This is a genomic window from Mesorhizobium sp. LSHC420B00, assembly GCF_000503055.1.
In the GTDB taxonomy this organism is placed as follows: domain Bacteria; phylum Pseudomonadota; class Alphaproteobacteria; order Rhizobiales; family Rhizobiaceae; genus Mesorhizobium.
The window spans coordinates 1-22,251 of sequence record NZ_AYVY01000030.1; the positions used below are offsets into that span (position 1 = coordinate 1).

Sequence of the window (22,251 nt, forward strand, 5' to 3'; positions counted from 1 at the left end):
ACCCTTACCACATCTGCTGACACTCGAGCCACGGTGACCACCGCCGTCACAGTTAGCGCATTTCTCATATTCAAGCTTTGATGTTGTTCAACCGATCAACCCGCGCGTGGGGCGCGATTTGCGAGCGCCTCCCCATATCATCGCCGGTCCAGCAGAGCGCCCTGAAAGAATCGCCAGCCCTAAAGCGGACTATAACGCTAGCATCGACTACGCGCGCGCAGAAGCAAGCCGTGAAAACGTGGTTGTGAAGATCATCGAGTAGCGTGCCGGCTAAGCGTATCTCTAGGGAGCGAGGATGATCACGCCGCCAAGACGACACGGCGTGCCGATCGCGAGATACTGCCAGGAGGCCATGGGGCCGGGATTCCAAGCCATCGTAGGTTGCCTGCTTGGGCCGGATGGACGCGAGGCGAAATCATGCAATCCCCGCGACGGCTCATCGCCGCCGACAATATGGACCCAGAAAGAGAGGCGAGGACGGAAGCGGAGCTTGCGATTGCCGAGCGATGGTCTTCTTGCTCGTCGGTCCTCTCTAGTGGGTTCCCGGGAGGGCGATGCAAAGCTAAGTCTCTGCGCGGCGACGCCACCACGTGAGCCCGCAAGCGAAGACCCAGTTGAAATAGATGAGGGCGATAACCGGCCCGGCCAGGGGACCTTGCAGGTGCCAATAATCAAGGAAGTACCGTGCGCCTTCTGATAGCGTTCCATACGCCGTACCTACGAGCACGACGCATGCGGTAACAAGCAATCCGTTAGCGATATGGAGTGAAGGTATAGTGCGCAGTGCGTTGAGCCAAGCGGCAAACGAGACCGCAGCTAATGGCAGGCAACTCAACGCGCCCGCGATCCACCCGTGGCCAGCGCCAGCCAACGCGATGAAACCGAACAGCAGCAAGGCGCCGAACAGCGAGGCGATGACGTATTTCATGCGTCTAGTTCCGGGACTCCGAGTCCTTCTTAGCTACGGCCATCCCATTCTCCTCGCGGAAATCCTTTAGCGAAGCGTGCCGCAAATCCTATTCACCGCGCAAGTACTTTACGCGGCCAGCCCGTACTTGCCAGGATGCGACCTCTAGGAGAAGCCGTCAGCTAATTTCTTTGTCCAGCTTGCAATCGCGAGCCCGCACGCGATGCCGACACAATCGGCAAACCAGTCGAAGATATCCATGTCGCGACTTATTATTTGCATGCCCTGCAGTATCTCGATCGCGCCGCCAGTAAGGGCGAGAAAAACTATCAGCCTTGCTCTGTGCTCTGGCCAACCAAGACTGCCGATAGCCGTCAACACGACGAACGCTGCGGCGTGATTGAGCTTGTCATCGTGAGAGGTGAACCCGAAACCAAAATTCTGCAAAAGCCACACCGGTGAGAGCGCGAGCACGAGGACACCGGCCAGTGTGACCAGAAAAGCAATCCTTGCCACGATGGGAAAAGGTCTCGCACGCAACAAATCAGGCCACTCCTTTTATCCGAACCTAGGACGCCGCTACTTCGAACATAGCCATCCGCACGTGGCGGCACATTGGGGAACAGAGTCCATTGCCGCAGATGGCTGGGAAAAAGGTAAATTGGAATCTCGGTAGGCTTCTGCGTTTAATACGGCAGTATCAGGGCGGGCGTCAGAAGCAGGCTGCGATCGGTGCCACCGACCAATGCAGCACTCGGAGGGGGAGTTTGCTGCGCGTACCGAACCGGCGACCCGGTTGTTCACCAACGGCGGCCGCGCCAGCAAGAGCTGCAGCGGAAAAACCAAAACGAGCTGCTCGGGCGGCAGCAGCGACAAGACAGCCGCAACCGCAATCAAGTCGCGGGGCGCCTCGGAGATCCCTGCGTCCGAAAATCAACGATTCAGCCACGGTCAGCCCGTGAGGCGCGCACGAAAGAGCGTGGAGCCGTCCGCCAGGCGCGACCTCGAAATATCCCGGAATCCAGCCTCGGTCATCCACGCGCGATACTGACCTTCAGTGTACGATTCGCCGTGGCGATAGAGGTTCAAGAAAGTGACATTCAGAAAGACACCCTCAGGCGGGCCGAGGCGGTCGTCATCGACGACACCCCACCCCGCAATTGCGATCTCGCCTCCGGGTGTGAGGCAACGTGCCGCGTTCAGGATCGAACTGCGCGCCTGGTCCGGCGGAGGCACCTGGACGACGGCCTTCAGGATCGCCAGATCGTGCCGACCGATCGATGGAGCGACAGTTATGTCCCCCTCTTCGACGACCACGTCGTCTGCACCGTATTCTGACAGGATCGCTGGCGCGACCGCTGCGACCGTTGGGAGCTCCATCAGCGTCGCCGCAATCTGCGGCCACCGCTCCCGAAGTCCGACAAGAATGGTCCCGGAGCCCCGCCGATGTCGATCACCGAACTGATCGCCGAGAGGTCCATCTCCCGGGCCAAATGTCGGCCGAAAATCACCCCGCCCGGTGCGAGCCTGCGGCTGAAAGCCGCCGCGGCCTCGGCCCGCGCTTCGGAGAAGTCGTGCAGCGCAGCCGGCCGGTTCTGTCGCAGCGACTCTGCCGTCAGCAAGTCGGCTCCCCAGAGCTCCCGCAGGAGGGCATGATCGCCGCCGCGATAGGTTGGCTTGGACGCGTCGAGGAAGGCTGACGCTTCGGCTCCGTTGCGAAATTGACCATCGTTGACTTCGAGAAGACCAATGCTGGCGAGCGCGTAGAGGAGCCGCGACAGACGATCGGGCTCGACTTGGAGCGCGGCCCCAAGGCCGTCAGCGGTCACCGCGCTGCTCCCGAGCCGGGTGAAGATGCCGAGGTCCAGCCCGGCGCGAAGCGCCAAGGCCGCGGGCACCGCTGCGATCAGTTTGTCGATCCGATCAGAACCAACCATGCCACATCTCCTTGCGCAATCCAGGACCGAGTTTGAGGCTCGGAAGATCGGATTGGACCGAGGCGGCGCTGTCCTCACCTATCCAAGCTGAAGAGTTGTGCGACCGACCGTGAAAAACACGCCGCACTCTACAGCACGACCGGTCTATCAGGCATTGCACCACGCCAGTGGCGTGGAATTGGGTTGGGCTGTACCCGGTGCGCGGGTTTGTGAAAGATCATACCCGCGCCGCTGCTTAGCTACTGAAATTTGGGACTTCAAAATGCCGTTCAAACGAGCCGTCCATACCATTCCGATCTTCATCGCGGTGACTTTCACCAGATCCTGGCTTCGCAGCGCGCCACCGGAAAGAAGATATCGATAGCCGTTGATGGTCATCCAGTGCGCGCGCGCTAGATGCGTCTGCCAGGCTGTGAAGGCCCGCTCCGGCTCCTTGTCCGAATCCACGTGCAGAACGATCCTAGAAACTTCCCTCCAATCGGCCCCTTCGTCAGAAGCATCAAGCAGGCGGATAAAGGTAAGCAGGTGCTCTTCGTCGTAGCCAGGCGCCTCGTCGGCAACGTCGGTGTCTAGCAAGGGCTTGAGCATGGCCCAAGAGAAAAACGCACCCGTGGCAAAGCGTCAAGCGAGAAAAGCTCGCCAGAACGCTATCGTAATCACGATCAGATTGCGCACCAACTCCGGATGCTGGATGGCCGTTCTGAAGCGCCGAGGCACCCGAACAGCCGGGGATGTCTGCCTGGCGATGCCGAGGGCGCGAGAGTTCGGCGATATCATCGCCGCTGCTTCCGCGGGCTCATGCGCGTGTCGCGCAGACCGGTCCGGCTGTAGCCTTCGACGTCAATGGGACGCTGACCTGGCACTTCTCAGACAGCGGGCCCAGTGATCTGGGCCTCGTTCCTGCCGCTGCCGATCGGTGGCATTGTGTCGGACCTCGACCCCGCCGAATAAGCTGCTGTTGCATTGCTTCATCAGCAGGCTGCCGACCTCGAGCGCCTCCCAACCTTGTCTGGAGCTGATGAAAGCGAAGCGTGCCGGTTGATATTTGCAACGAATGAGGTTTGTTGGCGGAAACGACGAATTGTTTGCCTGATTCCGAAATAAACAGCTCATCCGTTTCAACGCGTGCCATTAGACAAGAGGAAAACTCGATGAACGTTTCTCCGGACCGAAACAACCAGGCTGATCTCACATCAATTACGGCCGACATCGTTTCCGCCTACGTGTCGAACAATCCCTTGCCGGTCGGCGAGTTGTCGAAGCTGATTGGGGACACCTATGTTGCTTTGCAAGGGATCGGCACGCCTGTCGTTCCGGCCGCAGTCAAGCTGGAGCCGGCGGTGTCGATCAAGAAATCAGTGTCACCTGATTTCATCATCTGCCTGGAAGACGGGAAGAAGTTCAAATCCCTCAAGAGGCACATCGGAGTTCATTACAATTTAACGCCCGACGCGTACCGCCAGAAATGGAGCCTGCCGTCCGACTATCCGATGGTGGCGCCGAACTACGCAGCCACCCGCTCGGCTCTTGCGAAATCAATTGGGCTCGGGCGCAAGGCGGCGCCCGCACCAGCAGCGGCAGAAAAACCAAAACGAGCTGCTCGCGCCGCGGCGGCGACAACAACCGCAACGGCCGTCAAGTCGCCGGTGAAGAAGGCGCGCAAGGCACTCGTCAAAGCGTAGCGTGCTGCACCCGATAAGGAGCTCCAAGCAGTGTCGTACCTGAACGTGGCGAAGCCCGCCTTTTGCGACGGGGCTCCGTGTTGGGGCGGATCACTCTGCGGCGCGGCGGGAAAATGATGAGCGAGAACTCGTTTTTTGTCTGGGTATCGACCACGCTTGCATAAATCGGAGCAGGAAAGCTTGGATCGTCGAGCTTGACCGAGTGATATTCGCGGCTTTCGCGACGTCTTCCATGCGGTGCCGACGCGCTCGTTCTGATTGACCTGCTTCCGGCCCGCTCAGATGAACCTCGCGGGTAGGGTGGAGGCGCTGGCCGGCTTCGGGCTTAGCACGGGCGACATTGCCTGCGTGCTCGCCACAGACGAGCAGGTTTAAGGCGACCTATGCCCATAAGCTCGAGAGCGGCGCCATCAAGGCCGACGCACGGGTCGCCGAGAACCTATACCGCAAGGCGAGCGGTGAAGGTCGAGGGCCGTCACTGAAGCAATCTTCTGGCTGAAGACCAGGGCGCGCCGGAAGGAGACGTCGATCCATGAGCTAGAGGGAGACACATCAGTGACCTTCGTCACCACCTTCAGCGCTGGTCCAGCTTCTTCGCAGTCTCCCGCTGCTTCGATTCGATCTCGTCCAGTACTGCTTCTGGCGCAATGTCTCTCTTAATCTCGCCGACTTCTATATCGCTTAAGGCTGGTTTTACACTCAACCGATCCGCAATTGAATCGACAAGTTCAGTAAGCTTTGTGAGTTCGTGCTCCGTTAGCAGGCTCACCTGAAGGTCCAGATCCGCCCGTTTATCTGCGGCAACTGACATCCGGTTTTGGCTGATCAGTACAAAGGTCGAGAGGAATATGGCCTCGACGGAAGCTACCATAGCCAATATCACGAATGTCGGATCAAATGGCGGAGTGATCGGTATCCAGCCCAAGTTCAAGACGATCCAGCCGCCATACACGGCCAAGTGAAGGTACACGAAACGCATACTGCCCGTAAAAGAAGTAATCGCCTCAGCGATTTTCTCTTCCAAAGTTGCATCGCTTGCTTCCTTCGCCCGGCGCTCCTCAATCGCTTGGATATTGCGTTTCAGTGTTTGGCTGAGTTCAGTCGGAGGTGGCGGAGGCAACGTTGGAGAATCCATGGAACACCCGTTGGATAGCTATCGGTACTGCCACTCAGGGCAACGTACAAAATCATGGATATTCGACTTTGTTCCCGACTAGAGCCATCTAATCATTGGCTCCGCTTTTTACCGGGGCCCGGGGTCTTAGACGCTTGGCGCCACCAAACGGTGGTTTGCAGTTTGCGCACCCTTGGGGAGGTCAAGTTGCCGAGCGCAGTGGTGTCTCCACGCGGCGGTAAGGCCGCTCGGGACTGGGCATCGAGGCTCAGCGCACCGCGGTCGTCCAGGGGGTGCTACGGCCCTCTGTTTAGGGCTCGGAGTGCCCGATGTCCGGTTCCGCCTCTACATCGTGACGCGTGCCCCTCATGGGAACATCGCCCAGGACCGATGAGCACCACGTGCTGCAGCCTTCCGACTGATCCTTCCCGGCAACCGCCGTCACGACTATACCGAATGCAAGCGAAATGGCGAGGGCGACACCCATTGGGAGATGATGCATGCCTGCCCGCCTACCGAGCGCTTGGAAGACGGTCGATGGAACGTTTGGAGATAGTCCCATCACCGCCTCAACATGCCTAACGAACCGTTATGCGGCTGGCGGCACGGTGCTGCTTGATCGAACCATCGTCGCAGGCGGGGGTTCTGCCCAAGACAACAAAAGCCCGCCGACCGAAGCCGACGGGCCAAGTGCAACCAACAGCTGATCACAATTTGCTGTCTGGCCGGAGTACAGGCACCAACACGCGAAAGGGCCGAAAGTTCCGCAGATGCTAATATACAACATGTGCGAGGCTGGCCCGGAATTCCGGTGGGAGATCCGACCCGGCGGAACCTTTCAGAGCCGCATGCCTTGTCCCTTTTGGATGAAGGAGACGACAAATGAGCCTTGACATAGGAAAGGTCGCCATAGCGTTGCTTGGCCTGCTTGCCTACAAGAACAAGGACAAGATCGGCGAGCTGATCGCGGGAAAGAGATCGACAGATCCCAATAGTGCCGGCTCGCCCGGCGGCCTCGGCGACATCCTGGACCGCCTCAGGAATGCAGGTGCCGGCGACCAGGTTGATTCGTGGGTAAGTAAAGGATCAAACCGACCCGTTCAGCGGGAGCAGGTTGAAAAAGCAATCGACCCGCAAACGTTGAACGATCTGGCCGAGCAGACTGGATTGTCCCATGACGAGCTTCTCGATCGGCTCACAAGAGAACTCCCTGACGCAGTGGACAAGCTCACTCCCGACGGCCAGTTGCCACCGAGCAAAGGTCCAAGTCTCCTGGACGAGGTCCCAAGGACTGGTCGCACTTAGCGCCACCTCGCCACGACATGTCAGGTCATCCCGGGTCGCTATCGCTCGCGGCCCTTCGCGAACGCGGCTTTGAATGCCGCAAAGGTCTCTGGCGGAACACCCTCAAACTCGTACCGCTTGCCGCTGGCCACGAACCACACCGAAAGTACCTTCCGCTCGGGATCGTACTCCGTTTTGCGAATCGAGGTAGAGGGCATAAAGGATCAACGAGCGGAAAAGCCGTCGCGTTCCTCGTCTTTGATGGCGGGGCGCAAAGGAAGCCCGGCGGCGCGACCGTCCCTCTAGTTCAGCGCCGGCGGCTGCCCTGGCCTGAAACTTTTCAGAGCGGCAGCGATGCCCATCATGATGGACGGGTCAGGAAAGTCGAGCAAGCGCAACGTGCCCGGCTCCTCGCCGCAAACGCAACGGATTGGCACGATTTGGTAGTCATCGTCGAACGGCGTGCCGCAGCCGTTTGCAAGAAAATCATATTCCGGGAAGCAGGCCTTCAGGAATGCTTCGACCTCGCGCAACACCGCTTCGGACCGAGCCCCTGAAGGTGGCAGGATGACGAAGCTATCGACCTCGTCGCTTGCCGGAGTACCGGAAGTATTGATGGCAGTAAGCATGAAGAACCCGACATAGCTCCTGGCGACTTTGGAACCAAACGCGGCATCTCGCGCGTTCCGTGAGGCTGCCCGCCGCCGTATGCCGGCGGCGGGCGCATCGTCCGCTACCATGATTGGCGGCTGTACCAGTCATCGACGTCGGATCGGACCCTGTCCTTTTCGATGCCGTAGCGTTCCTGAATTTTGCCTTCGAGCTGGTCACGCTTTCCGGCAATTAGATCGAGATCGTCATCAGTGAGCTTGCCCCACTGTTCTTTAACTTTGCCTTTGACCTGCTTCCAGTTTCCTTCCACGCGGTTCCAGTCCATGGTTTTCTCCATCAGGCGGGATCGCCATAGTTACGAAACGATTGTCACCGGTTTTGGTTCTACGAAACGAAAGGCTTCCCGATCAGTTGCTTGGATCGGCTGAACGCAAAAAGCCCGCCGCACCTTTTCGGCACGGCGGGCTTCAGGTAGAAAATCAGTCGTAGATCTTAAAAGTTTTGCGGGTACCTGGATCAACCAGGACGGTTCGTCCCTCGGCAACTACATAGCGGTACTGAACGTCCGGCACTTCGTAAAGCTCTGACTGTGTCGGGCAGAGCGGTGCCAATGTTGAGCTCAGCACAGGGAAGGCTCAGGGATGCTATCGGCTTCTTCTTTACATATTCCCGGATCACCATGTCTTGCTCAGGCTGAATGATGACGTCCTGAGCGGCGGCGGTTCCGATACCTACGAATAGAAAGATTCCTGTGGCAGCAGATAAAAGTTGCTTTCCCATATAGCAATCCTCCAGCGAGGCAACCTTCCGCTACGGTGCTTGATGCTTCCGTGCGNGACAACGCCACATCGTATTTCGTCGATAAGATTCCTGTCGCAGCAGATAAAAGTTGCTTTCCCATATAGCAATCCTCCAGCGAGGCAACCTTCCGCTACGGTGCTTGATGCTTCCGTGCGAGGCTACTTACCTAAACGGGCAGAAGGACTTGTTGGAGCGCTCCTCGCCTGGGCCATATCCAAGGGCCTCAAGCTCGCTGATCTCTTGGGCCGGGGGCATGGTGCCGATGCGGTCCCAGAACGCCTTTCGTTTCTCCGCCAGCGGGTCAGCCTTTGGATCGAGCTTGTCGCCCACCTCTTTTCGCCAGCTGAGCTTGTCGGCGTCGGTGTGGATGTAGGGCAGCTGCTGCGCACGAAGCGTCGCCGGCCCGACATACACATGACTTGAGCGGGTCGATCGTCTGCGCCAGGGCCTCCAACGTATACGGATAGTCTTCTGGCGCCTCCGTGAAGCTGAACCCGGGCAGATCGGGCGCGACGACCCGTGCCACTTCCGCCAGCGGGTTGATGACGTCGCGGAAGCTGTACGATGAGCTGGGCTGGCCGTGGAGCAGCAGGACACCGGGCGCATCGCGCCGCCCCGCCTCGCGATCGAACAAGTTCACCCCGTCCACTTCGACCGTATGATGCTTGGCTTTATGAACGTTCAGCATGGCCGTTTTCCGTCTTTGGTTTGCAGCGAGCGAAGAAACCTGATAAATCGGTCAATCCGGTTACGTTTTGTAACCATGTAACGGAATATTAAAGGTTAAGTTCCCTGTCGCGCGATCCCACGGCCTGGGTGCCAGAGCACTTCATAGGCGGCCACGCCGCCCTCGACCTTTCGAACGCCGTGTATGACCGGCGAAACCCGCCCCTGCACAATGAACTCTTCAACTCCCCTCGCGATATCGGGACGTGGTTGCTCGCCGCGGGGTTGGCAGACGAACAGGAAGCAGTGGCCGTTGCCGAGATACGGGATCGGCACTTCCTCCACGAAGTTCGTGACATACGGGAATCGTCATACGCGCTCTTCGACGCGATCGCCTCAAATCTGGAGCCTCCCTCGCAACCGCTTGGTCTTTTATGCTCACGCGCCGCAAACAGGTTGGGAGCCCAGCAAGTCGCGTGGGATGGGACACGGCTCGCTCTGGCGTCTGATCAATGGGAAGACCCAGCCTTGGTGACCGCATTCCTTGCGTTCTTGTCCATCGAGGCGTTTTTTACGCTACCCCGCGCAAGGCTCCGCGTGTGCCCACGATGTGGGTGGCTCTTCGTAGACATCTCACGGGGCGGAAAACGTCGCTGGTGCAATATGCGGGTTTGCGGGAATCGCGAAAAGGTAGCCCGCCATCGGGGCCAAGTGGCATCGTACGAGGTAAGATGACAACGCATCCCGCGCCATGGCCTCATTCGTCGCATATTGTGGGCTCCGGATTCAAACATCATGGCGCGTCGTTGTGCCACCGGCGAGCTCGGCGCGAGCTGACTATTCGTTTGTTACAGGTTTGTTGAGGTTTCCCCCGGCACCGAAGGTGTCCCCGGATGCCAGTTCGCAGAGCTGGCGATCAGTGCAGCAAAGGCAAAGACCAAGCTTGCACCGCTGATGCCTGCCCAGCCGGCCTGGGCCCAGCATACTCCAGCGAGACTGGAGCCGGCCGACCCACCCAAGAAGAACAACCCGGTGAAAAGCGCATTCATGCGTCCGCGCGCCTCCGGTCGGACTGTGTTGATGGCGATGCGGCCGAGCACCTGGTCGGCGACAGTACCGAGATTAAGCAGAACCGCCCCAATGGCCAACGCCGCGAGCGACAGCCAGGGGAAGCGATCCGCCTCCCAGAGACCCCAGCCGCCGGAAGTTGGCAATCCGATGAGCACGACGCCGATGAAAGCCGACAGGTGTGCAAATCGCGTTGCGCCATCTGACCAGCCTCGATCGGCGATCCGGCCCGTGAAAGGCGCAATCAACGCAGCGGGTATGCCGACCAGTGCGAAGGCTGCAATGCCAATCTGGTCGAGCCCGAATGGTGGCTCAGCAAGCCTCAGGGCGACCGCCGTCCAGAAAATATTGAAGGCAGCCATCAGCAGGAACTGATAAAGCACGCGACGGCGCAGCAATGGCTCTTCACGGATCAGCTTCCAAAGCGATCCGATGAGAGCGCCGTACTGAAGACCGGTCGCCGGGCGATGAGCCTTGACAACGCGCGCAAGGATCAGGCCGAGCACAGCAACCAATACGGCCATGATACCATAGAATGCACGCCATCCAAGAAACTCGGCAGCCAGGCTTGCGGACGGGCGCGACAGGAGGACGCCCACCACGATGCCGCTCTGCACCGTGCCCACGATGCGGCCCCGATCTTTTTCCGCCGCCAGTCTCGCGATGACCGGAACGAGCATCTGCGCGACCGTGGAGGTGATGCCGACGGAGGTCGAGGCGACAAGAAAAAGTGCCGCCGTTGGGGCAAGCGCGCTGGCAATCAGCGAAAGCACCATGAGGACAAGTGTCAGCCCGATAAGCCAACGGTTCTCCATCAGATCGATGAGCGGGACCAGGAAGATCAGTCCGGCTGCGTAACCAAGCAGTGTGACGGTCGGAACCAACCCCGCCATTTCCGGACCAACCTCGAATGTAGTCCCAATCAAGCCGAGCAACGGTTGAGAGGCATAGAGGCTCAATACGATTGCGGCGATGGCGGCGGTGAAAACTGGGACCAAGCGGCCCTCGGTGGCAGAGGCATTGCTTCTGCCAGGGTAATCGAGAGATGACGTTCCGTGTCTGCGCCGTGGCACGAGTTGGAAGATCAATTGGGAGACCGACATCGGAGATACCCTCTTTGCGAGAAAATGGCCGAAGGCGTCGATGAGATCAGGCGGCCGCGGCCGCCCCGCGCGACGCTGCAGCAAGTTCCTCGAAAAACTGATGCAACGTGCGGGGCTGGCGTCCGAGGATGGCACGCAAGGTCAGGCTGTTTCCGGCGGAACCGAAGTCGGAATAGGACTGAAATACCCGTTCGAGCTGAGCAAGCTGCTCCCCCCGGAAGGGCGGCTTCGCGACAGCGGTCCATTGCTCGAACGTCACCTCGGCTGCCTCCACGGGCCGGCCAAGGGCGACGCTCATCATCCCCGCAATTTCAACGCGATCGTGCATACTTTCTGCCGCAAGCTCGAAAGAGCCGTAGGCGAGCCGGTCGGACGTCAGGGCCTCGGCCGCCACTTCGGCGACGTCGCGGTAGTCGACACGCGCCAGGCGCGCCGTTTTCGCAAACGGCTCGGCAAAGACGCCGGTTTCCACCACGCCTTTCCAAGCAGCTGCCATGTTCTGAAACAGCGTCGCCGGATAGAGGATGGTGTAATCCAAATTCGCGCGGAGAATGGCCTGCTCAACGGGCAGCTTGCTTGCGTGGTTTGCAAGTCCGTTCGCCGGGTGGATAACTGAAGAGAAAACGAACTTGCGGATACCGGCACGCTTTGCGGCCTTGACCATGGTTATGCCTAGGTCCGCTTCATCGGCCACGAACGGCGGTCCGACATGATAGACTCCGTCGACGTTTCTCAGCGCTGCCTTTAGGCTCTCCGGATCTCGAAGGTCACCTGAAGCAATTTCGGTCGCTCCGCTCGCGCGTGCCGTCGCAGCAGCGTACTCACTGCGGACCAACGCCCTCACCGCATGCCCCGCCGGGCAAGCTCGGCCGCGACGAAGCCGCCGCTGCGGCCGGACGCACCGACAACCAGAACAGTTCGTTTCTTGGGTTCTGACATGAGTTCTTCCTTTCGTAGCGAGGTGGCGTCCCTGCCCCATCGAGTGAAATATCGAGTTCCGCTTTTCGGATGGTAGGCGCGGAAAATGTGATATGGTCTCTCTAAATTTGAGAGATCATCATGGGCGGATTTCGAGACATTGAGGCGTTTCTCGCTGTCGTGGAGCGCGGCAATCTCTCAGCCGCGGCGCGGCACCTCAGCCGCTCCTTGCAATCTGTCAGCCGGTCGCTTGCCGCGCTTGAAACCAGCGTCGGCGTCGAATTGGTCCGCCGAACCACCCACAACACGCAAACGACTGAGGCAGGCCACGACTTTTATCGACGGGTGAAACCGGCACTGTCTGAGATTGTCGAAGCAAAGGCCGAAGCCGGCAAGCGCAGTGCCGAACCTTTCGGACTCCTAAGAGTAGGAGCGCCGGTGCTCTTCGGCCCTACTTACCTGGTACCCGTCGTGGCCCGCTTCATGGAGCGCTATCCGAGGATCGAGGTCGACCTCAAACTGTCGGACCGATTCGTCGATCTCATTGAAGATGAACTCGACCTTGCTGTTCGCATCGGGGAACTCCGCGACTACGATCTCAAGGCCCGGCGCCTTGGAGCGATGCGTCTCGTCATTTTCGGCGCTCCGTCGTATTTCGCCACGTACGGGCGGCCACAACATCCGAAGGAGCTAGCGAACCATCAGTGCATCTTCCGCAACACCGACCGCGATGCTGGAAAATGGCAATTCCTGGAAGCCGGCAAGCAGCTGAGCGTCAATGTGGGTGCGCGATTTCACGTCGACAATGCCGCCGCAAGCCATGCGGCGGTCGCTGCGGGGTTGGGCATCGGTCGGGTACCACTCTGGCAAGTAAGAGACCTGGTAGACGACGGGGCGGTTGAGGTTATCCTGGCAGCGTTCGAACAACCGCCGATCCCGATTCATGTGGTGTGGCCAGCGACCCGGCTTCCACTTGCCAAGATGCGCGTCTTCATCGACTTCCTGGTTCAGAACCTAGTCATTGGGGACAGCGAGCGAAATTGAACCGACATCTGATTTTCTGTTAAGCCTGCCGCCGTTTGTCGCCTTCAGGAGCTCTTTCGAACTAGACTAGGCTGATCGTGCCTCGTACCGGCGGACGCCGAAAAAGCGTTTCGACGCGCCTAGAGACTAGGTGATCCGCGCTGCGAGAAGGATCAGCAGCCGCCTCCTGGCGTGTCTTGGCGATACATGAGGTTACTCTGCAGCAGCCCGTACAAGCTTCGTCACGCCTTCGCCAATGGCGTCGATCGTCGCGGAACTCGCTGCCGAACGCCCGGTGCTACGTCAGCTTCTAGGCGCTGATGAGGCTTCCGGTTAGCCATTGGAGGTCCGCATGGTGTAACGCTTGGTGCCCGCACGAGATGGCGGGAGCCGGACCGTCTCGATCGTTCAGTGCAGTGCAGTGGGCGCCCGACGACGAAACTCGACTCCCCGGCCCCGCCACGAGGTAGTTGATGCGCTAACTCGGGTTTTCCAAGCGATTTGCTTTGCGCCACTCCTCGTACTCCCCGCGGGCATCGTCATGCAGCGGATAGTAGCGTTGCAATGGGCCCCCCTCCATGAGCTTGGCTCGCGAAAACTCCTCCCAATCGTGATGCTTCTGTGATTCTTCGATCACCTTCGGGGCCATCACGACGGGAAGCACCACCACGCCGTCGTCGTCAGCGACGATGATGTCGCCGGGGATCACCGTGACACCGCCGCAGGCAATCGGAACGTTGACGGCATTGGGATAGATGCTGGTCTGCACATGATAGTTTGGCGTCCAGCCGCGCAGCCATAGGGGTAGATCGAGCTTTTCGACATTGGGCCGGTCGCGCATGCACCCGTCGATGACGATACCCGCCCCGCCCCTGCCCTTGAAATAAGTCGACATCATATCGCCAAAGACACCCGAGCTCATGTCGCCGCGCGCGTCGACCACGACCACATCGCCCTCCTGCGCGTGGTAGAGCACGTGCCGGTGAAGTTGGGTCTCCGGATCGGCATATTCTCCCTCGGTGAACAGGTCCGGCCGCTGCGGCAGGAACTGCAGCGTCAATGCCGGCCCGACGATCGACTTCCCATGGTTTTGCGCCACCGGACCGACCATGTGCGGATTGCGGAAGCCCATTTGGCCAAGCGTGCCGGCAACCGTCGCGGCGCCGATCTCCCTCAGCGCGTCGATCAGGTCTTTAGGCGGCCGCGTGATGTCGGAAGTATGCGTCATTGTCGACTCCGGATGAATGGAACTACCAGTTCGTAACAGAACCATCGCGGCGCTTAAGGTGAGGCGCTTCCCAGAAACGCAAACTCTGCGCCTGGACCGCCACTTCGTTGACCTCGACGCCGAGCCCCGGCAGATCGCCGACCGGGTAATCGGTCCCGTCGAGCCGTGGTTGCACGGGGAAGAAGTCGGAACTGTCGAAGCCCAGCTTTGTTTCGGGCGCCCTGGTCTCGAGCCACGCGAAGTTGGGTACTGCGGCGGCGAGATGCACGGTAGCGGCCGTGCACACTGGACCAAGCGGATTGTGCGGCATCAGGTCCACATAGTGCGCCTCGCTCCAGCCAGCGATTTTCATTGCCTCGGTGAGCCCGCCGACGTTGCAAACATCGAGCCGGTTGAACTGGTGGATGCCGCGCTCGATGTAGGGCAGGAACTGCCACTTGCTGGCAAATTCCTCGCCGATGGCAAAGGGGATGTCGGTCATCGTGCGCAGCGATTCATAGGCCTCCGGCGTCTCGTCCCGTATTGGCTCCTCGAGGAAATCAAGCACGCCGCGGCCGAGCTTGTTGCAGAAGCTCGCCGCCTCTGCCACCGACAGCCGATGGTGATAGTCGATGCCGAGAACGGCGTCGTCGCCCAGCGCCTCGCGCGCCTTGTTCAGCATACCCGCGGTAGCGCCGATGGACTCGCGCGGCTCGAAGATGTCCTTGCTGTTTTGCCCGAAGGGGAAGAAGCGGATCGCCTGCCACCCCTGTGCGCGAAGTTCGCGGGCCCGTCCGATGGCAACATCGCCCTCGGCCTCGTCGCCGGTCGAGGCGAAGGTGGGGACGCGGTCGCGCTGCTTGCCGCCGAGCAGCTCGTAGACGGGCACGCCCAGCGCCTTGCCCTTGATGTCGTGAAGGGCGATGTCGATGGCGGAAATCGCCGCCTGCAGGACTCGCCCGCCTTCGAAGTACTGGCTGCGGTAAACCTCCTGCCAGATCCGCCCGATCTGCATCGGGTCGCGACCGATGAGAAACTCGCGATAGTGCTCGACCGCGCCGGCCACGGCCCTCTCGCGACCGCTCAAGCCGCTCTCGCCCCAGCCGAAGATGCCCTGGTTGGTCTCGACCTTGACGAGCATCTGGTTGCGCGTTCCTACCCAAACCGGATAGGGCTTGATCGCGGTGATCTTAAGCTTCTCAGTCATCCACGCCCACGTTCCACACGCATCGGCCCTATCTCAGTTGGCTTTGAGGGCCATTTCAGTTTCGCCGTCGAACAGATGCATCCGCTCCTGGTCGAACTCGAGCCAGATCTGCTCGTCGGGCGAGACGGCAATGTTCGGCGGCACGCTGACGTTGACGATGGCGCCGGACAGGAACGCCTGCACGAAGGTGACGTCTCCGGTCGGTTCCACGGTGTAGGCCTTGGCCGGAATGGAACCGGGGACCGCGCTCTTGTGGAGCTTGATCGTCGAGTGACGTGCGCCGAGCACGACTTTCATGGTCGTCGCTCTCACGACCTTCTGGGCATTGCGCGGCGAGAGCTCAAGGCGCCAGCCCTCGGCGCCGGTCAACACCGTGTTTCCGTTTGCCGTCGACGCCTCCAGCGGAATAAGGCTCATCGCCGGGCTGCCGATGAAGCTGGCGACGAACATGTTCACCGGATGGGCAAAGACCTGCGCCGGTGAATCGTATTGCTGCAGGTAGCCGCCATTCATCACCGCCATCTTGTCAGCCATGGTCACGGCCTCGAGCTGGTCGTGCGTCACATAGATGATCGTCGCCTTGAGGTCCTGGTGGAAGCGCTTGATCTCCGACCGCATCTGCACGCGCAGTTTGGCATCGAGGTTAGACAGTGGCTCGTCCATGAGGAACACCGCAGGGTCGCGGACGAGGGCACGGCCAAGGGCCACGCGCTGCTGCTGCCCGCCCGAAAGTTCGCGCGGCTTGCGCTCGAGCAGATGCGTCATGTCGAGCACTCGCGCCGCTTCCTTGACCTTCTTGTCGATCTCGTCCCTAGGGAGTTTGCGCATCTGAAGCGGGAACGCCAGGTTCTTGTAGACCGATTTCTGCGGGTAGAGCGCGTAGTTCTGGAACACCATTGCGATATCCCGGTCCTTGGGGTCGAGGTCGTTGACCACCCGCTCGCCGATGATGATGTCGCCCGATGTGATCGGGGTCAGCCCGGCGACGAGATTGAGCGTGGTTGTCTTGCCGCAGCCTGAAGGGCCGACGAGCGCAACGAACTCGCCGTCATTGACCGTCAGCGAGACGTGGTTGACAGCTTTGAAGCCGCCATAGCTCTTGACGAGATCTTGGAGGACCACGTGGGCCATCGGCAACTCCCTAGTGCTTGACCGCGCCTTCTGTAAGGGCGCGTACAAAGTATCGTTGCAGGACCAGGAACAGCACCACGACGGGCACGCTCATCATGAAGCTGGCCGCCATCAGGCCCGGAAAGTCCGTCGTATTTTCCGAGAAGAAGCGCTGGATGCCAACCGGAAGGGTCAACTGCTCGTTCTTGGAGAGGAAGGTGTAGGCGTAGATGTACTCGTTCCACGCGCCGATAAAGGAATAGATTGCGGTGGCGATGATCCCCGGCGTCGAGAGCGGCATCACGATCATGATGAAGGCCTGGAACCGTGTGGCGCCATCGATGCGCGCCGCCTGCTCCAGCTGCACCGGGATGTTGTCATAAAAGCCCTTGAGCAGCCAGATCGCCAGCGGCAGGCCGAAGGTGAGATAGGTGAGTATCAGCGAGCCGTGCGTGTTCACCAGCCCGATCGCGCGCATCAGGATGAAGAGTGGCACGAGAAAGATCACCGCCGGGAACATATTGCGCAGCAGCACGGCAAAAAACAGGAAATTCCGGCCGGGGAAACTGAAGCGCGAAAACGCGTAGGCCGCAGGGACAGCCACGATCACCGAAAGGATTGTCGTAACCGTCGACACGAAAAGGCTGTTCCAGAAGAAGCGGAGGAAATCCTGGCCGACGCTGTTCTGCGGATCGAGCAGCTTCTGGTAACTGGCGAGGGTAGGCTCGTCCGGCCACCATTGCGGCGGGAATTGCGTCGCCGCGAATCCGGACTTGATCGAGGTGATCAGCATCCAGATCATCGGCAACGCAGTATAAAGCAGCATGAACACGAGGAATATGCGCCCGGCCCACCGCCAACCGTCGACGCGCATGCGGCGACGGGTCGGGGCTCGAGAGGCTGTCTCGGCAATCGTGCTCATGCGCTGCCCTCTTTCCGCTCGTTGCCGCTTAGCGCACGGACGTAGAAGTAGCCCAGTGTCATCAGTGTGAGGAACAGGAGCACTGAATAGGCCGATGCCACGCCCCAGCGCTGCCGTCCGAAGGCGAGCTCATAAATGTGGGTTATCCAGATATGCGATGCGTTCGACGGCCCGCCGCCGGTCATGATCCAGGGGATGATGAAGGAATTGAAGTTGGCCACTGCGAGCAGCAGCATCGTCACCACCGAGACGTTGCGCAAGTGCGGGAAGGTGACGTGCCAAAAGCGCTGCCATGCACTGGCACCGTCGACTTTTGCGGCGCGCAGCAATTGGTCGGGGACTGTCTGCAGGCCGGCCATCATCATAATCATGGCGAACGGAAACTCGCGCCAGATATTGACGACGATCAGGGAGGGCAGCACCGTGCTGACATTGTCGATAAAATTCGGCGGCCGGTCGGCCAATCCGAGGCCGACCAGCACCGCGCCGATGATCCCGAAGTCCGAATGGTAGATCCACTTCCAGATATAGGAGGCGGCGACGGCACTGATGACCCAAGGGATGATCAGGATAGCGCGCAAGACACCACGGCCGATGAAGTCGCGGTGGAGCGCCAGCGCCGTTGCAAACCCCAGGACAAAGGAGATGAAAGTGGACCCCAGCGTCCAGATCAGTGTGTTCCAGGTGACCTTCCAGAACACCTGACTGGTGAGGATCGTCGTGTAGTTGTCGAAGCCGATGAAGGTCTTGTCGCGGAGCTGCAGACCAGGCGGTGTCTTAAAGAACGACAGCTCGACCGTGTAGTAGATCGGATAGGCGATGACGATGAGCATCACGGCGATCGCCGGGAGCACATACGCGTAGTCCGCGCGATGCTCCCAGATCTTCCGCAGCGTGCCGGCTGTACCGGGTTGCAATCTTCGGCGAGCCTCGGCCTTGCCGGTCACGATCGTCACTTGTGGCGTGCCCTTATTCTTCGGAACGAGGCGGCTGCGCCAGCGGCGCAGCCGGTCAGGTCGTAGGTCAGGCTTGGACTAGAGTCCGCCCATCACGTCTTTTACCTTCTTGGCCGCGTCGTCCGCCGCCTCGTCGACGGTCATCGCTCCGGTCAGGGCATTCTGCAGCATGTCCGGGATGATGATGTTCATGATCTCGGGGGCCTGCGGCAGCGCTGGGAACGGAATGCCGTATGGCAGCATCGAGGTCGTGACATCGAGGAACTTGATGTTGTCCAGACGTTCCTTCATCCACTTGGTCTTGAAGCCGTTAAGGTTGCCTGGGTTTGATCCGGCGTAGGCCATCTTCAGCGACCATTCAGGGCTCGTCCACATGCAGATGATAGCCTTTGCAGCAGGCTCGTCTACCTTGCCGCCCTCGACATATTCGGGCTTCAGGATGTGAATGTTCGAGCCGCCGAACACGACGGCGCGCTTGCCGTCGGGGCCAGTTGGAATCAGGCCGTAGCGCATATTGTCGATGACCGTCTGCGCCTTGTCCTTGTCGGTGCCCGTCGCCTTTTTCTGCAGGTCGAGCATGACGTTGTAATCGGACGGGTGCGAGATCATCATGCCGAGCTGGCCGGCGACGAACAGGGGCTGGTTATCGGCCTGCTGGTTGGTGAGCGCCGAAACCGGAACCGACTTGTCGCGAACATACATGTCGTAGGAGGCTTGCAGCGCCGCCTTGCTCTGGGGACTATCGAGCTGGACCTGCTCATAGGTCGGATTCGCGGTGGCTTCGTCGAAGACGCCGCCGCCATAGGCCCACAGCTGTGGCATGAAACGGTACGGCGTATTGCCGGCATTCTTGCGCGCCACGAGGCCGTAGCCGGCAATGCCGAGCTTGTCGTGGATCTGCTTGGAATATTTGACGACGTCTTCCCAGGTTGCCGGAGCCTTGTCCGGATCGAGACCCGCACGCTTGAAGATGTCGGCGTTCCAGATGAACGCCATCGTCTCGTTGTTGGTCGGAATGCCGTAGGTCACGCCCTCCCAGGTCACGGCCTTCATGGCGCCGGGCCAGAAATCCTCGGTCGAATACCCCACATCCTCTGGCTTGAGCGGCGCCAGATAGCCCTTTGAGGCGAACTCGGTACCACCCAGGATTTGCAGGCGGACCGCCATCGGCGCGGCATTGCCCAGGAGCGCCGTGCGGAACTTGTCGAGAAGGTCGTTATAGGTGAGGGCTTGTTCCTCGAGCTGGATGTTCGGATAGGTTTTGCGGAAGGTCTCGAAGAAATCCTTGTAGTACTGGCGCAGGAGGTCGGGGTCGCCCTCGAACACGCCCTGATACCAGAAAGTCAGCCGCCCCTTGTAGTCGAGCGGGGTGACCTTGGCGCAATCGGCCGCCGTGTCAAAATCCTGTGTGCCGGCGATGGAGCGCACATATTCCGGCGACCACTTGCTGAGGTCGACCGGTGGCGCAGCCAGCGCCGATGTGGGCATCAGGGATGCCATCAAAGCAGTGACGACAGTGCCGCGCAGGACCGCACTGCCGAGCGTAATCCTCGTCATAGGTATCCTCCCTGGTTCTCCCATGCCGCCCTGCGCCAAGGCAAAGCGGTCCTTGCTCGTTTCGATCGCGAGGATGCTCAATGTATCCTCCCGATCCCTTGGTACGTTTTCAGATCATGGATTGCCTGTCAACGCGCAGGATCGTACATTGTTTGCGAAAGCCGTGTGTGATATCGGGCAAGGTATGTATTAAGTTGGGGAGCCGGCCTTGGCCGAAATAAGCGATTTCAAAGCTATGCCACCTGTGGGCACCGATCCCATCGGAGCCTCCAGCGAGGGCGCCTCGCTTTATGAATTGATCAGGGAAGACATCATCGAGGGACGGCTCGCCGCCAACGAACGGCTTGTGGTCACCGATCTGGCCCGGCGTCACGGCACCTCGACCAATCCTGTGCGCGAGGCCCTGCAGCTGTTGCGCGGCGAAGGCTTTGTCATCTTTGTCGCCAACCGCGGGGCACGCGTCCGACCCATTGATCAGGATTTTGTCCGGGATATCTACGAGATCGGTGTTCTGATCGAGCCAGCCCTGACACGATGGTTTGTGAATATGGCTACCGGCGAGGACATTGCCGAACTCGAACGTCTCCAAGGCCTGATTGAAGAGAACAACTTCGCCGACACATTCAGGCACAGTGAGCTGGATACCGCTTTCCACACCGTGATGTACCAGCGGCACTATAACCGCCACGCCGCCGAGCTTTGGTGGAAGCATCGCGAAGTGCTGCGAGCCGTGAGCCGTCGTTTCAACTTCACGCTGGCGCGACGTGCCGCGATCATGCGCGAGCACCGCGAACTCATCGCGCTCGTAAAGGCGGGAGAGGCCGACAAGGCGGCCGAACTCGTCTCCCGCCATGTCGAGGGCTCGGGCCGGCATATTCTCGAACAGATGCGTGCGCGCAACGCCGCTCGGGCCGGATAGAATATCCAGTCCAGAACATCGTTAGGCTGACCATTTTCAGACAAAGGTAGTTGCGATGAAAATCACGAGCATTCGGCCGTGGCTGATCAAGTCCGATGCTTCTTATTGGGGAGAGTTCCTGTTCGTCGAAGTGACGACCGACGAGGGAGTGAGTGGCTGGGGAGAGATCACCACCACCACAAGGCTCGCCAACCGCGCTCTCTGCACGATCCTGCGGCAGATCGGTGTCGCCGTGACAGGCGAGGATCCAGCGCGTATCGAGCATCTCTGGCACAAGATCTTCCGCAGCTTCACCTACATGGGCAGCCGCGGCGCCGCCGTCGAATGCGTGAGCGCCATCGATATTGCCCTCTGGGACATCCGGGGCAAAGTCCTTGGTAAGCCGATTTACGAGCTGCTGGGCGGACCAGTACGCGATGAAATCGCGCTCTACACCCATCCCAACCAAGCCAAATTCACGAGCAAGGAAGCCGTGGTCCGCGAAATTCTAGACATTGTCGAGTCCGGACACACTGCGCTCAAGTTCGATCCTTACCCGCACCAGGGTCGCAGCGCCGATGGTCTGCCTCGCGAACAGCGGGACGGCTACCTCGATGGCAGCATGACCCGCAAGGACGAGCGCGAAGCCGCCGAACTCACGGCTCTGATCCGTGAAACGGCGGGACCCGATGTCGACATTCTCATCGATGCCCATGGCCGCTTCGACGTTCCCACCGCCATTCGCCTCTGTCGGAGCCTCGAGGAAGCCGGTCAGATCGACTGGTTTGAGGAGCCCTGCCCGCCCGAGAGCCTTAACGCCCTCAAGCAGGTGCGTGAGAAGGTCAATACCGCCATCTCGTGGGGCGAGCGCGGCCACACGAAGTGGGATTTCGTGCCGGTACTTGAGAACAAGCTCGCCGACTACATCATGCCCGACGTCACCTGGACCGGCGGCATTACCGAACTCAAGAAAATTTCTGCCCTATGCGAAGCCTACTACGTCCCGGTCTCGCCACATGACGCCGCGGGACCGATCAATGTGGTTGCGGGAGCACAGGTGATGATGACCGTCCCCAACTTCTACAAACTCGAAACGTCGGAGTGGAACCTGGGCAAATACGATCACCTGATCGACAGACCACTCGACATTTCGAACGGCAGCCTCAAGCTGACGTCGAAGCCTGGTCTCGGTATTGAGATGGACCGCGACTATCTGCAGGCCCACGAGATTGAGCTGGGCTAGCAACACTCTATGCCCAGGGTACGGGGCGACAAGCCG

General features: G+C 60.0%; 23 protein-coding genes and 3 pseudogenes. 6 read left to right on the forward strand and 20 right to left on the reverse strand.

Going from position 1 to position 22,251, the window contains the following annotated elements:
* Window positions 1-562: 562 nt before the first annotated feature.
* From X760_RS67450 to X760_RS0139490, 5 genes and pseudogenes are all read right to left on the reverse strand, one after another.
* Entirely contained in the window at window positions 563-928 is a 366-nt protein-coding gene (locus X760_RS67450) for a hypothetical protein (RefSeq protein ID WP_023721803.1), read from the reverse strand.
* A 144-nt stretch (window positions 929-1,072) separates the two neighbouring features.
* Window positions 1,073-1,450, reverse strand: a complete 378-nt coding sequence (locus tag X760_RS67455) for a hypothetical protein (protein ID WP_245278716.1) — start codon at window positions 1,448-1,450, stop codon at window positions 1,073-1,075.
* A 408-nt stretch (window positions 1,451-1,858) separates the two neighbouring features.
* Window positions 1,859-2,287 carry a methyltransferase gene (locus X760_RS78295; RefSeq protein ID WP_023721805.1) on the reverse strand — a complete coding sequence of 143 codons (429 nt, stop codon included), beginning with the start codon at window positions 2,285-2,287 and terminating at the stop codon, window positions 1,859-1,861.
* The gene (locus tag X760_RS78300; protein WP_023721806.1) at window positions 2,287-2,844 is read right to left on the reverse strand and encodes a methyltransferase dimerization domain-containing protein; all 558 of its coding nucleotides are present in this window, start codon (window positions 2,842-2,844) and stop codon (window positions 2,287-2,289) included. Before X760_RS78300 ends, X760_RS78295 begins: the two co-directional genes overlap by 1 nt.
* 336 nt (window positions 2,845-3,180) lie before the next feature.
* Window positions 3,181-3,432 (reverse strand): annotated as a pseudogene (locus tag X760_RS0139490) (DUF2285 domain-containing protein); the annotation flags it as partial.
* A 476-nt stretch (window positions 3,433-3,908) separates the two neighbouring features.
* Between X760_RS0139490 and X760_RS67465 the strand changes: the two are divergent.
* Window positions 3,909-4,526: a MucR family transcriptional regulator gene (locus X760_RS67465; protein WP_348633254.1), complete on the forward strand. Its 618-nt coding sequence runs from the start codon at window positions 3,909-3,911 to the stop codon at window positions 4,524-4,526.
* A 115-nt stretch (window positions 4,527-4,641) separates the two neighbouring features.
* On the opposite strand, the pseudogene X760_RS78305 reads toward X760_RS67465, so the two are convergent.
* Both X760_RS78305 and X760_RS67470 read right to left on the reverse strand, forming a co-directional pair.
* Window positions 4,642-4,740: pseudogene (locus tag X760_RS78305) on the reverse strand (DUF736 family protein); the annotation flags it as partial.
* A gap of 360 nt (window positions 4,741-5,100) precedes the next feature.
* On the reverse strand, window positions 5,101-5,661 hold the full coding sequence (locus X760_RS67470) for a DUF1003 domain-containing protein (protein ID WP_023721810.1): 561 nt from the start codon (window positions 5,659-5,661) through the stop codon (window positions 5,101-5,103).
* Window positions 5,662-6,522: 861 nt separating this feature from the next.
* Between X760_RS67470 and X760_RS67480 the strand changes: the two genes are divergently transcribed.
* Window positions 6,523-6,945, forward strand: a complete 423-nt coding sequence (locus X760_RS67480) for a YidB family protein (protein ID WP_023721812.1) — start codon at window positions 6,523-6,525, stop codon at window positions 6,943-6,945.
* A 38-nt stretch (window positions 6,946-6,983) separates the two neighbouring features.
* On the opposite strand, the gene X760_RS75405 is transcribed toward X760_RS67480, so the two are convergent.
* The 5 genes and pseudogenes from X760_RS75405 to X760_RS75415 all read right to left on the reverse strand — a co-directional run bounded on the left by X760_RS75405 (window position 6,984) and on the right by X760_RS75415 (window position 9,025).
* On the reverse strand, window positions 6,984-7,142 hold the full coding sequence (locus X760_RS75405) for a KTSC domain-containing protein (protein WP_023721813.1): 159 nt from the start codon (window positions 7,140-7,142) through the stop codon (window positions 6,984-6,986).
* An 84-nt stretch (window positions 7,143-7,226) separates the two neighbouring features.
* A complete protein-coding gene (locus X760_RS0139495) occupies window positions 7,227-7,553 on the reverse strand; it encodes a hypothetical protein (protein ID WP_031194855.1) in 327 nt (108 codons plus the stop codon).
* Window positions 7,554-7,657: 104 nt separating this feature from the next.
* Window positions 7,658-7,861: a CsbD family protein gene (locus X760_RS67485; RefSeq protein ID WP_031194857.1), complete on the reverse strand. Its 204-nt coding sequence runs from the start codon at window positions 7,859-7,861 to the stop codon at window positions 7,658-7,660.
* Window positions 7,862-8,015: 154 nt separating this feature from the next.
* Window positions 8,016-8,316 (reverse strand): annotated as a pseudogene (locus tag X760_RS75410) (DUF1236 domain-containing protein).
* A 322-nt stretch (window positions 8,317-8,638) separates the two neighbouring features.
* Window positions 8,639-9,025, reverse strand: a complete 387-nt coding sequence (locus X760_RS75415; protein WP_245278717.1) for an alpha/beta fold hydrolase — start codon at window positions 9,023-9,025, stop codon at window positions 8,639-8,641.
* Between the two features lie 128 nt (window positions 9,026-9,153).
* On the opposite strand from X760_RS75415, the gene X760_RS75420 reads away from it, so the two are divergent.
* Window positions 9,154-9,738: a CGNR zinc finger domain-containing protein gene (locus tag X760_RS75420; protein ID WP_023721817.1), complete on the forward strand. Its 585-nt coding sequence runs from the start codon at window positions 9,154-9,156 to the stop codon at window positions 9,736-9,738.
* 113 nt (window positions 9,739-9,851) lie between these two features.
* On the opposite strand, the gene X760_RS0139500 is transcribed toward X760_RS75420, so the two are convergent.
* Together X760_RS0139500 and X760_RS67495 are read right to left on the reverse strand one after the other, a co-directional pair.
* Window positions 9,852-11,174 carry an MFS transporter gene (locus X760_RS0139500; RefSeq protein ID WP_084643007.1) on the reverse strand — a complete coding sequence of 441 codons (1,323 nt, stop codon included), beginning with the start codon at window positions 11,172-11,174 and terminating at the stop codon, window positions 9,852-9,854.
* Window positions 11,175-11,220: 46 nt separating this feature from the next.
* On the reverse strand, window positions 11,221-12,018 hold the full coding sequence (locus tag X760_RS67495) for an NmrA family NAD(P)-binding protein (RefSeq protein WP_245278718.1): 798 nt from the start codon (window positions 12,016-12,018) through the stop codon (window positions 11,221-11,223).
* A gap of 215 nt (window positions 12,019-12,233) precedes the next feature.
* Here X760_RS67495 and X760_RS67500 point away from each other — a divergent pair, with 215 nt between their 5' ends.
* Complete coding sequence (locus tag X760_RS67500; protein WP_023721820.1) at window positions 12,234-13,136, forward strand: LysR family transcriptional regulator; 903 nt, start codon at window positions 12,234-12,236, stop codon at window positions 13,134-13,136.
* A 457-nt stretch (window positions 13,137-13,593) separates the two neighbouring features.
* Here X760_RS67500 and X760_RS67505 read toward each other — a convergent pair whose 3' ends face one another.
* The 6 genes from X760_RS67505 to X760_RS67530 all read right to left on the reverse strand — a co-directional run bounded on the left by X760_RS67505 (window position 13,594) and on the right by X760_RS67530 (window position 20,074).
* Entirely contained in the window at window positions 13,594-14,343 is a 750-nt protein-coding gene (locus X760_RS67505) for a ribonuclease activity regulator RraA (protein WP_023721821.1), read from the reverse strand.
* 22 nt (window positions 14,344-14,365) lie between these two features.
* Window positions 14,366-15,529 carry a mandelate racemase/muconate lactonizing enzyme family protein gene (locus tag X760_RS67510; protein WP_023721822.1) on the reverse strand — a complete coding sequence of 388 codons (1,164 nt, stop codon included), beginning with the start codon at window positions 15,527-15,529 and terminating at the stop codon, window positions 14,366-14,368.
* 33 nt (window positions 15,530-15,562) lie between these two features.
* Window positions 15,563-16,660, reverse strand: coding sequence for an ABC transporter ATP-binding protein (locus X760_RS67515; protein WP_023721823.1), 1,098 nt, complete (start codon window positions 16,658-16,660; stop codon window positions 15,563-15,565).
* Window positions 16,661-16,670: 10 nt separating this feature from the next.
* A complete protein-coding gene (locus X760_RS67520) occupies window positions 16,671-17,561 on the reverse strand; it encodes a carbohydrate ABC transporter permease (RefSeq protein ID WP_031194860.1) in 891 nt (296 codons plus the stop codon).
* Complete coding sequence (locus tag X760_RS67525) at window positions 17,558-18,517, reverse strand: sugar ABC transporter permease (protein ID WP_023721825.1); 960 nt, start codon at window positions 18,515-18,517, stop codon at window positions 17,558-17,560. The genes X760_RS67520 and X760_RS67525 overlap by 4 nt, the downstream gene beginning before the upstream one ends.
* 78 nt (window positions 18,518-18,595) lie before the next feature.
* The gene (locus tag X760_RS67530; RefSeq protein WP_031194862.1) at window positions 18,596-20,074 is read right to left on the reverse strand and encodes a sugar ABC transporter substrate-binding protein; all 1,479 of its coding nucleotides are present in this window, start codon (window positions 20,072-20,074) and stop codon (window positions 18,596-18,598) included.
* A gap of 208 nt (window positions 20,075-20,282) precedes the next feature.
* Between X760_RS67530 and X760_RS67535 the strand changes: the two genes are divergently transcribed.
* Complete coding sequence (locus X760_RS67535; RefSeq protein ID WP_023721827.1) at window positions 20,283-20,993, forward strand: GntR family transcriptional regulator; 711 nt, start codon at window positions 20,283-20,285, stop codon at window positions 20,991-20,993.
* A gap of 55 nt (window positions 20,994-21,048) precedes the next feature.
* Entirely contained in the window at window positions 21,049-22,215 is a 1,167-nt protein-coding gene (locus X760_RS67540) for a mandelate racemase/muconate lactonizing enzyme family protein (protein WP_023721828.1), read from the forward strand.
* Window positions 22,216-22,251 lie beyond the last annotated feature (36 nt).

Coding starts and splice junctions, on each gene's coding strand:
- X760_RS67480 (WP_023721812.1), top strand. CDS start 6,523: ATGAGCCTTGACATAGGAAAGGTCGCCATAGCGTTGCTTGGCCTGCTT.
- X760_RS67510 (WP_023721822.1), bottom strand. CDS start 15,529: ATGACTGAGAAGCTTAAGATCACCGCGATCAAGCCCTATCCGGTTTGG.
- X760_RS67450 (WP_023721803.1), bottom strand. CDS start 928: ATGAAATACGTCATCGCCTCGCTGTTCGGCGCCTTGCTGCTGTTCGGT.
- X760_RS0139500 (WP_084643007.1), bottom strand. CDS start 11,174: ATGTCGGTCTCCCAATTGATCTTCCAACTCGTGCCACGGCGCAGACAC.
- X760_RS67500 (WP_023721820.1), top strand. CDS start 12,234: ATGGGCGGATTTCGAGACATTGAGGCGTTTCTCGCTGTCGTGGAGCGC.
- X760_RS67470 (WP_023721810.1), bottom strand. CDS start 5,661: ATGGATTCTCCAACGTTGCCTCCGCCACCTCCGACTGAACTCAGCCAA.
- X760_RS67530 (WP_031194862.1), bottom strand. CDS start 20,074: ATGACGAGGATTACGCTCGGCAGTGCGGTCCTGCGCGGCACTGTCGTC.
- X760_RS78300 (WP_023721806.1), bottom strand. CDS start 2,844: ATGGTTGGTTCTGATCGGATCGACAAACTGATCGCAGCGGTGCCCGCG.
- X760_RS75405 (WP_023721813.1), bottom strand. CDS start 7,142: ATGCCCTCTACCTCGATTCGCAAAACGGAGTACGATCCCGAGCGGAAG.
- X760_RS75415 (WP_245278717.1), bottom strand. CDS start 9,025: ATGCTGAACGTTCATAAAGCCAAGCATCATACGGTCGAAGTGGACGGG.
- X760_RS67515 (WP_023721823.1), bottom strand. CDS start 16,660: ATGGCCCACGTGGTCCTCCAAGATCTCGTCAAGAGCTATGGCGGCTTC.
- X760_RS67485 (WP_031194857.1), bottom strand. CDS start 7,861: ATGGACTGGAACCGCGTGGAAGGAAACTGGAAGCAGGTCAAAGGCAAA.
- X760_RS78295 (WP_023721805.1), bottom strand. CDS start 2,287: ATGGAGCTCCCAACGGTCGCAGCGGTCGCGCCAGCGATCCTGTCAGAA.
- X760_RS0139495 (WP_031194855.1), bottom strand. CDS start 7,553: ATGCTTACTGCCATCAATACTTCCGGTACTCCGGCAAGCGACGAGGTC.
- X760_RS67520 (WP_031194860.1), bottom strand. CDS start 17,561: ATGAGCACGATTGCCGAGACAGCCTCTCGAGCCCCGACCCGTCGCCGC.
- X760_RS67540 (WP_023721828.1), top strand. CDS start 21,049: ATGAAAATCACGAGCATTCGGCCGTGGCTGATCAAGTCCGATGCTTCT.
- X760_RS67505 (WP_023721821.1), bottom strand. CDS start 14,343: ATGACGCATACTTCCGACATCACGCGGCCGCCTAAAGACCTGATCGAC.